The sequence below is a fragment of the Clostridium gallinarum genome, assembly GCF_014836325.1.
Taxonomy (GTDB): Bacteria; Bacillota; Clostridia; order Clostridiales; family Clostridiaceae; genus Clostridium; species Clostridium gallinarum.
This window is the reverse complement of sequence record NZ_JACSQZ010000071.1, coordinates 1-9,537: the sequence shown is the minus strand read 5'-3', so window position 1 is coordinate 9,537 and position 9,537 is coordinate 1. Positions and strand designations below refer to the sequence as shown.

11 protein-coding genes are annotated in these 9,537 nt (G+C 24.8%); all 11 read left to right on the top strand.

Going from position 1 to position 9,537, the window contains the following annotated elements; all coding sequences use genetic code 11:
• Window positions 1–814 (top strand): hypothetical protein (locus tag H9660_RS14215; protein ID WP_207729490.1); only part of this gene is annotated, 814 nt, incomplete at its 5' end.
• Window positions 815–849: 35 nt separating this feature from the next.
• On the top strand, window positions 850–1,119 hold the full coding sequence (locus tag H9660_RS14210) for a DUF5592 family protein (protein ID WP_191751039.1): 270 nt from the start codon (window positions 850–852) through the stop codon (window positions 1,117–1,119).
• 62 nt (window positions 1,120–1,181) lie between these two features.
• A complete protein-coding gene (locus H9660_RS14205; RefSeq protein WP_191751038.1) occupies window positions 1,182–1,682 on the top strand; it encodes a hypothetical protein in 501 nt (166 codons plus the stop codon).
• A 532-nt stretch (window positions 1,683–2,214) separates the two neighbouring features.
• Entirely contained in the window at window positions 2,215–2,943 is a 729-nt protein-coding gene (locus H9660_RS14195) for a hypothetical protein (protein WP_191751036.1), read from the top strand.
• A 9-nt stretch (window positions 2,944–2,952) separates the two neighbouring features.
• Window positions 2,953–4,839 (top strand): VirB4 family type IV secretion system protein, encoded by a 1,887-nt coding sequence (locus H9660_RS14190; protein ID WP_191751035.1) that lies wholly within the window; start codon window positions 2,953–2,955, stop codon window positions 4,837–4,839.
• Between the two features lies 1 nt (window position 4,840).
• Window positions 4,841–5,479, top strand: coding sequence for a hypothetical protein (locus tag H9660_RS14185; protein ID WP_191751034.1), 639 nt, complete (start codon window positions 4,841–4,843; stop codon window positions 5,477–5,479).
• A gap of 104 nt (window positions 5,480–5,583) precedes the next feature.
• On the top strand, window positions 5,584–5,940 hold the full coding sequence (locus tag H9660_RS14180; RefSeq protein ID WP_191751033.1) for a hypothetical protein: 357 nt from the start codon (window positions 5,584–5,586) through the stop codon (window positions 5,938–5,940).
• Window positions 5,933–7,096 (top strand): NlpC/P60 family protein, encoded by a 1,164-nt coding sequence (locus H9660_RS14175; protein ID WP_243190677.1) that lies wholly within the window; start codon window positions 5,933–5,935, stop codon window positions 7,094–7,096. The genes H9660_RS14180 and H9660_RS14175 overlap by 8 nt, the downstream gene beginning before the upstream one ends.
• 14 nt (window positions 7,097–7,110) lie before the next feature.
• On the top strand, window positions 7,111–7,920 hold the full coding sequence (locus H9660_RS14170) for a coiled-coil domain-containing protein (protein WP_191751032.1): 810 nt from the start codon (window positions 7,111–7,113) through the stop codon (window positions 7,918–7,920).
• 194 nt (window positions 7,921–8,114) lie between these two features.
• Complete coding sequence (locus H9660_RS14165) at window positions 8,115–8,624, top strand: hypothetical protein (protein ID WP_191751031.1); 510 nt, start codon at window positions 8,115–8,117, stop codon at window positions 8,622–8,624.
• Between the two features lie 7 nt (window positions 8,625–8,631).
• On the top strand, window positions 8,632–9,537 hold a 906-nt coding region (gene mobP2, locus H9660_RS14160; RefSeq protein ID WP_191751030.1), incomplete at its 3' end, for a MobP2 family relaxase.

Below are 9,537 nucleotides of genomic sequence, written 5' to 3'. Positions count from 1 at the left end.
TAGAGATATTATGAATAGCTCAAAAGGAACTGGAAGAAAAGAAGGAATAAATAATACTCCAATAGATATGGGAGAAGGAAGAAGTAGCTTAGGAGCAAATAGAAGTAATATAACTGATAGAGATATTATGAATAGCTCAAAAGGAACTGGAAGAAAAGAAGGAATAAATAATACTCCAATAGATATGGGAGAAGGAAGAAGTAGCTTAGGAGCAAATAGAAGTAATATAACCGATAGAGATATTATGAATAGCTCAAAAGGAACTGGAAGAAAAGAAGGAATGAATAATACTCCAATAGATACGGGAGAAGGAAGAAGTAGCTTAGGAGCAAATAGAAGTAATATAACTTATGGTGATATTATGAATGGCTCAAAAGGAAGTGAAAGAAAGGAAGAAATAAATGGAGCTTCAACTAATATAAGTGGAATGAGTAAAAATAAATCTGATAATAATATTTCTAATAATAATACAATAAATAATTCAAATAGAAATAATAATTCAGATAGTAATTCCTTTAATAATTCGGGAGCAGAAAAAACTACTAGAAATCAAGAAAGAGAATCAAATAAAGAACAAATAAATGTTAAACAAGATTCAAAAGTTCATGAGGAACATTCATCAAAAAGTGATAACTTAAATAGAAGATCTAATAAGGAATATAATTTACCAGGTAAAATGGAAGATAGAAATATAGGTAATTTTCTTAAGGATAAAGCTAGAGCTAATAAGCTTTTAGATGATATTAACCGTTCCTTTAATTTAGGAAAGAATACAACAAATGATTGGGATATAGGAAGAAATAGAAAGAAATAAATAATGATAATACTTTTAAAAGGAGTGAGGATTTAATGTTTTCTTTACCTAAAGAAATTTATTCAGATATGAAATTTACTAAAAATCTTTATCTTTTTGATTTAGTATTTTTAGGTGGATTTTTAATAGCTGCATGGATGACTAGTTATTTAGTATATCCACCATTAGTAACTATATATTATATTTTTATGGGAGTGATGGGGATAATTTTTACTAGTAAAAGTTCATCTAATCCAAATAAGAGAAAATTTCAAAGTATTTATTTTGCTTTAATAAGGAATAGAAAATCATATATTAGATATTAAATAAAAAAAGGGTTTCTGAAAATCAGAAACTCTTTTTTAATTAAATTTAACAAGGAGTAATTATGGAGGATATAGAAAAATCAAAGTCTATAATTGAGGAATTATATTATAGATTAATTAATATTAGAAGAAATAAAAGTTTAAAAGAAGAAGTAATTGACCCAAAAAGTAATAGTATAAGTTTAGTTTATAGTGAAATAGAGCAGGATTATATAGAGTTTTTAAGAAAAAGCAAATATACTTGCGCTTTACATTGTGTATCAGAAAATATAAATATTTCATTAAAAGGAAAGGATGATGAAATAGGAGAGGTTTTATTTATTAAAATCAATAAAAATAATAAAGTATATGGAAGTGATGGACATATACATTGGGGAGATCTTGAAAGCAGTAGAGAGTTTGTAATAAATGATGATTTTTCTATATATGAAATTAAGGAAGGAAAAATGATTCCATTGGAATATCATTATTTATCAAAACAATATTTGATTAATATAGGGATAATAAAGATATATATATTAGAAATATTAAATTTTTTCTCAGAAAGAAATATCAATACTTAGAAAGGAGAGATTAAAAATAAAAAAGTATAGATTAGGATATGATTATTTATTTTTAGTTAAAAAGCCTTTTATTTATAAAAATGATCTTATAGGAGCTACAAGTATAGGGGTACTATTTAAGGTATTCAATAAGGAGAAAGTTGAAGTTTTTTTTGAAAGTGAAAATTTAGAGGAAAAAAAGATTTATCTTAATAATGGAAAGAGTTTTTACCTTTTTGAATTATTTAATTGTAATTTTAATAAGGAGAAAATTATTGATTTTCAACCTAATCTTTCATTATTAAAGGAATGTGGATATGATATTTCATTTGAAATTTTTAATTATACTAAAGATATTGATAATGGTATTTTGTGTCCAGAGTTTATAAGTAAAGATGAATTTATGGATATAATGAGAAAAAACATTGAAAGTTTTGATAATAGTGATAACAAGCCTACACAAAGTATAAGCTATTTTGCAGAAGAAGTAATATTAAATATTAAGTAACTCTAATAAGAGTTACTTTTTTTATATATTTTTTTGGAGGGGAAAATGAGGAAGTTTGAAAGTGTAAAAAGGATAGAAGGAGAAGTAAATAAAAAGCTTACTAAGGAAGAAAAGCAACTCCTAAAGGAAGAAAAAAGAAGAAAAAGAGCAGAGTTAAAAGAATTAAAGAAAGAAAATAAAAAGGTTTTATTGAGTACAAAGGAATTTTTAAAATTTAAAGATGTTGATGAAGAAAATAAATTTATTATGGAAAATGGCAAAATAGACATATTTCAAATAGAAAGTATAGATATCTATAGCTTAAGTGAAGTTGAAAGAAAGATATATATATATAATTTTATTTCATTTTTAAGAACTTATATATATGAATTTAAAATTATATGTATGAACTTTCCTGTAAATACATATTCTCAGCAAGAATTTTTAAAGCATAGATTAAGTATTTTAAGTGAATCATTTAGCAAATTAGATGAAAAAATAAGTAATAGTGAAGATGAAAGTATAAGAAGCTCATTAATTAGAGAAAAAAGTTTATTAGAAAAAAGAGAACATCTTTTAAATGAGCAATTAGAGCAACTTATATTTTTAGAAAATAATAGACAAAATAAAGAGTTCTACTTAATGATATTTATTAAAGATTCAGATAATGAATATGAAATAATGAACCTTTTAAAAAGAAGTCAAAATTTAGCTGTTAAGTTAAGAGAGATAGATTTAGAGAAAAAATTAAAAATATTATTTAAAATAAATAATCCAAATACTAGATTAAGTTAGGGGGAGCTTATGAAGAATATAGAATATAATCCATACTTATTGACAACTATTCAACCTATAGGTGGAATTAGCTTTAAAGAAAGAGCTATATGGAAAGGTGATGGCTATGAAGCTTGTATAAGGTTATATAAGATAAAATCAAATGTTAATTTCTTTTGGTTAGAAGATTTATTAGGGTTTGAAGATGTAACAACTACAATAGATATAGAATCAGAGAATCAAGAAAAGATATTAGAAAGTATTAATAGAAGTATTAGTGAACAAATGACAAGAGCTTTTGAATCTAAAGATAATATAGATAAAATTATGGCTAGAAGTGAATTAGATATGCTTCAAGGATTAGTAGAAGAAATAACTCAAAATGAAGAAGTTATAAAGTTAGTTACTATAAGATATTATGTATCAGCTTTAACAATTGCAGAATTGGATATGAAGATAAAGGAAATTTTAATAGGAATACAAAATTTAGGATATAGGGGAGCAGTTTGTATTAACGAACAAGAATATGAATGGAGATCTTTATTTACTAGTCCTTCTGAACAAAAACTATTCTTAAACAAGAGAACTGGTGAGCCTATACCTAGTATGTTTTTAGGCGCAGGTTATCCATTTCATTTTACAGAATTAAGTGATAAAACTGGTACTTACCTTGGGAGATCATTTACTGGTGGAAATGTTATATTTGATTTATTTACTAGAAATGATTATAGAAAGTCTTTTAATGCCTTAATTATAGGGCTTATGGGTTCGGGAAAATCAACATTATTGAAAAAGTTACTTAAAAATAATTCTATACTTGAAAGAACATTAAGAATATTAGATGTTACGGGAGAGTTTACAGATTTAGCCAAAGAGCTTGGAGGAAAAGTGGTGTCATTAGATGGTACTGATGGTATCATAAATCCATTACAAATTTTTGCTACCATTATAGACGAAAATACCAATATGGTATTAGAAGAACAAAGTTATATGCTTCATATAAATAAAGTTTCAATGTTATATCAATTCTTATCACCAGATTCAGAGGAAGCTGAAATAAGAGAATTTGAAAGAATAGTTAGTGATTTTTATAGTCATTATGGAATAGAAAGAGATAAAGCAACTACATATAAAACTAATGAGTATCCAATAATGGAGGAACTTTTAGAATATGCAAGAAAAGAGCTTTATTCAGATGTAGATAAAATGATAGTAAAGAAAAATCTTACAGAAACAAAGAAGAAAAGATTAGAAATAATAATTCTTAATTTAGATAGTATTGTTAGAGATTATGGAACATTATTTAATGGTCATTCTACAATAGATAACTTTGAAGAAGAACAGTTGGTAAGTTTTCAAATAAAGAATTTAGCTCAATTTAATAAGCGTATATTCAATGCACAAACATTTAATGTAATGACTATGCTTTGGAATAATGCACTTAAACAAGGTCTTAGAGCTAAAAAATTATATGATGATGGAATAATAAGTTATGATGATAGTAAAAAGTATTTGTTATTAATAGATGAAGCCCATAAGTTTGTAAACTCAAACAACATAATGGCAGTAGATTATTTAATATCTTTTGAGAGAGAAGCCAGGAAGTATTTTGGTGGACTTATTTTTGCAACCCAAAGTATAAGAGATGTAGTGCCTGAAAATTCAAGTAGTGAAGCCTTACAAAAAATAAAAACTTTATTTGAGCTTACTCAATATAAATTTATTATGCAACAAGATAATAACTCTAAAAAAGCAATATTAGATATATTTAATGGACAACTTACAGAGAGTGAAATAGAAGGAATACCATACTTTAAAAAGGGAGAATGTATATTAGCCATAAATGGATATAAAAATATAAAGTTTAAAGTTGAAGTAACTAATAGAGAATTAGATATATTTAAAGGAGGAGCATAATATGAGTATTTTAAAAAATAAAGCAGTTATTATTACTGTTATAGGAGCAGCAGCCGTATTGCTTATATCTTATTTTATTAGTGCTAAAGATAGTAGTAATGTTAATCCAACTGATAATATCATTAGTGAAAACACTAATGATACTGAAACAAATTATTATATAGAAAATAATAGTGATGATGATTTTAAAACAAGCATACAACTTAGTAATGATGAAAAAGAGCTTATACAAAACAATAATCTTGTTAATGATAGTAAGTTTTCAATAGATGAAAGATTAGAAGCTAAAAAAGTAGCTGAAAATTTTATACAAGCTATTGAGAGCTTTGATATAAATAAACCTAAAGAAACAGTTGAAGAAGCTTTAAAATATGTTGTAGATGAGAAAAAGGAAGAAATAGAAAGTTTATATATATACCTAGGTAAAAATCAAGATATAAAGAAAAAGATTATAGATGAAGTTAAATCTTATGAGGTTGAAAATGAATATAATAATGATTATATATTATTTGATGTTTATGTAAATTGGAGTGTAGTAGATAAATACGATCAAATATCAAATAGTGGTGGAAGCTCTTATGAAGTTAAACTATTAAAGTTTAATGGAGAATATAAAGTAGTAGAATATAGAGTTATTTAATAAAAAACAGAAGTGAGATAAATATTATTCCTTCTGTTTTTTATTTACTATAAATCTAAAGTGTAATTAAAATAATTAGTTATACTTTCTATGGAGTGAGTTTAGTGGGAAAAAAAAGGTTAGTAGAAGTAGAGATTTTAAATAAAGTTTATAAAGCAATAGAAATTCATTTAAAGATAATAGAAAAGAATACTATTATATTAGAAAATTATAACAAGATGAAAGAATTAAGTGATTCTATTAATTATTTAGAGGAAGCTTTAGTATTGTTAAAACCACCAACATATATTTATAAAGAACTTAAGAAGGAAGCTTATATAAATTATAAAAATGAAAAAAATAAGCTTGAAGAAATGATTAAAAAAAATTTATCTGATATTGAAATAGATGAACAAAAAAGATTAGTTAGTACAAGATTAAGGCTATATTTAGCTTATAAGGGTGTAACGAAAATTGAATAAAGAAAAGAAATTAATAAAGAAAGTTACAAAAATAATAGCTTCATTTTTGATTATAATTTCGATGTTTTTTTTAATAGTTACCAGTTTTATAAGTATAGTTATTTTAAAAGAGAGTGAGGAAAATATTATTAACTCGGGAGGATTAATTAGTAATATTGGAGCTATAGGAATTAGTAGTGATTTAGTAAAGACTTTTAATGAAGTTACATCTATTTTCAATATACCTAATTGGGTTTTAGCAGCAGTTGCGAAACAAGAAAGTAATTTTAATATTTCAGCTCAATCAGCAGATGGAGCATATGGAATAATGCAATTACAAAGATATGATATTTCAAGTGGAAATGACTTATTTGCATATCATATGAATAATGGTTTAGCTGATGAATATAAGAAAGCAGGATATAGCTTTTCTAGTGTAAGTGATATGTGGAATATATACTTAAGTGATGGAAAAGCACAAATTATGGCTGGAGCATTTATAATAAGACATTATACAAATTATGTTTTATATAAACTGGGAAAAGTACCTATTTTAGATTATAATAATGCAACAAATTTAAGTAAGATTAATTGGAATAGTGATGAAAATGATAGTGAGTTTAAGACTATATTAAGAAGAATTTTTGCTTGTTATAATGGTGGACCCGCATATGGAATGTATGTAGATTTAGATAATGCACAAAATAATTATCCTAATAAAGTATATATGTATGCTATGGAATTTAGAAATGTTGGGTTAATAAGTACAGAGAATGATATTGTAGAAAAAGCGATTGAATCGGGTTTAAAATGGGTTGGAAAATCACCATATGTATGGGGTGGTGGTAGAACTGAAGATGATGTTTTAAATGGTAGATTTGATTGTTCTTCTTTTGTGCATTATATGTATTCAAGTGCAGGTGTTCAGCTAGGAGATAGAGGAAGTGTAGTAACATTTTCTTTAATAAATATGGGGAGAAAGGTATCAGCAGATGAAATGAAAAGGGGAGATTTGATATTTTTTGACACATATACAACTAATGGTCATGTAGCATTATATTTAGGTAATGGTCAGTTTTTACATGACGCTGAAACAAATGGTGTTGCTATAAATAGTTTAACTCAGAGTTATTGGAGTGCAACTTTTAATGGCGAAGTTAGAAGAATTGTTGAGTAAAGGAAGTGGTAAAAGTGAAAGAAAAGTTAGAAAAAATACATGATATATTTTCTAAAAACGTATCAGCTTATTACTATGTTTTATTTACTATTTTTATTTGTGGGTTTATATTTTTTATAAATTCAAATAGTCTTTTTAATAAAGAAATGGCATCAACAAGTACAGAATTAAATACAAAATTATCAATGGATAGTATTGATTTAGTTATAAAAGATAGACAATATAATCCTAATAATGGATTGTTTCAAATTACTTTTAAGGTATCTGACAATAGTATTTTAAAAGACATAAATTTAGATTTTGAAATAAGAGAAAGAAATAAACCGACATTAGTTTTAGATAGTAAAGTTAATAAAATAAGTGATAGTGATTATATAATAACTAGTTATATAAATTATGCTTGGGAGACAGTTTCTACAACAATTATTAATTCAAATGTAGATAGAAATAACATAATAAAAGTTTATAGTGATATGAAAGATACAACTATAAATAATAATTTAAAAGAGAAAGATCTAAAAGAATATACTCTTGAAATAATTGAAAATGATATAGCAGAAGTAGAAAAAAATATTCAATTATTGGAGCAAAGTACAATAGAAAAACAAGAAGAAATTCAAAAGATTAATGATAATATAAATAAGCTTGAAGAAGATAAAAAGTATCAAACTGATAGTGAAATAGAAGCTACAAATAACAAGATAAGTGATTATAAAAATAAGATTTCTTCACTAGAAATAAATATAAAAAGTAATAACATAACAAAGGAAGAAGCACAAGAAAAGATTAAAAAATTAGAAGAAAAGAAGTCAAATTTTAAATAAAGTATCAGTCCTAAACTGGGATTTGAGATAAAAAGTAAGTCCTAAACTGGGATTTTATAATAAAAAGTAAGTCCTAAATTGGGATTTAAAGATTAAAACTTGTCCTAAAGTGGGCAAATTGGGAAAAATAATGACCCCAACGAAACACTAGGCTTTGCCTAGTCCCCCAATTGTTTTGGGGGCAGTTTCTCTTTATGCTCTTAATTAAAAAAGATGGATTGATTTCCAATTCATCTTTTTTAATTAATTCATTTAAATCAAAATTTAGATATTTTAAACTTATAAATATAAATAATGGAGTGGTTTTTATAATGGCAAGATTAGAAAAACATTTAAGACTTAATACAGAAGTGGTTAAATATGTAGAAGAGTTTATGAATAAAGAAGGTATTGAAAAGTTTAATGAAGGAATTGAATCTATTGTAAGAGAACATAAATTTTATTCCAAAATAGATTTAAATTCAGTACAAGATTTGATTAAGAATATAGTAGAAAATTATTTAAAAAAGATACAAAACTCTATCAATTCAGCAGATAAAAATTCACAAATAATAATCGAATTAATTAATGGATTTATGATAAAGCAAAATATAAAAGATTTATTATTTACAGATGAAGAAACATCACCAGTTATAAATAAGGCAACTGAAACAGTTAATAAAAGGATTGAAGCACAAAGAATAAAAAGATTAGAAAGGAGTTAATTTTTAAATGGCTGCTATAGTACATAAAGTACGTTGGGTTAAAGCAAAGAGTAAGAAGTTTAAATCATATATAGATTATATTGATAGAGAAGAAGCAGTAAGACAACACAAAAATGAGGACTTTTCTTTATATAATGATTACATGGGTAATCCATCAAAATTAGGAACTCTTTTCACTAAAGAAAAAGATTTTTTGAATAAAATTGAAAAGAAAAATTTAAAGCAGATCTTTAAAGAAGCTCAAAATAAAGGTAGCTTTATGTGGCAAGATGTATTTAGTTTTGATAATGATTGGTTAGAAGAACAAGGTATATATGATAAAAAAAGAAAGGTATTAGATGAAAAATTAATTATATCAGCTATAAGAAATGCTATGGCAAATTTAGAAGAAGAAGAAAATTTAAATGGTCTTATTTGGAGTGCTGCGATTCATTATAATACTGATAATATTCATATTCATATTGCATCAGTAGAATTGAATCCTTCAAAGGAGTTTGGTAAAAGAGAATTTAAAACATTAAAGAGCATGAAAAGTAAATTTACTAATACATTGGTAGATAGAAGTAAGGAACATAAAAAGATAAATGATATTATAAGAAATAATATTATAGATAAAGAAAAGAGTTCTACTTTTCATAAAGATAGAAAAATGAAAAAAATGATCAATGAAATAGTTAAGAATCTACCAAAAGATAAAAAACAATGGAAATATAATTATAATTCTATGAAAGAAGTAAGACCTTTATTAGATGAATTAAGCAAATATTATATAGAAAATTATAAGAAAGAAGAATTTGAAAATCTAAATAATTTACTTGATAAAGAAGAAGAATTTTTCAACAAATTATATGGAGATGGTAAAAAAGAAAATAGTAAAAATAACTATAAAGAAAATAAAATAAATGATTTATAT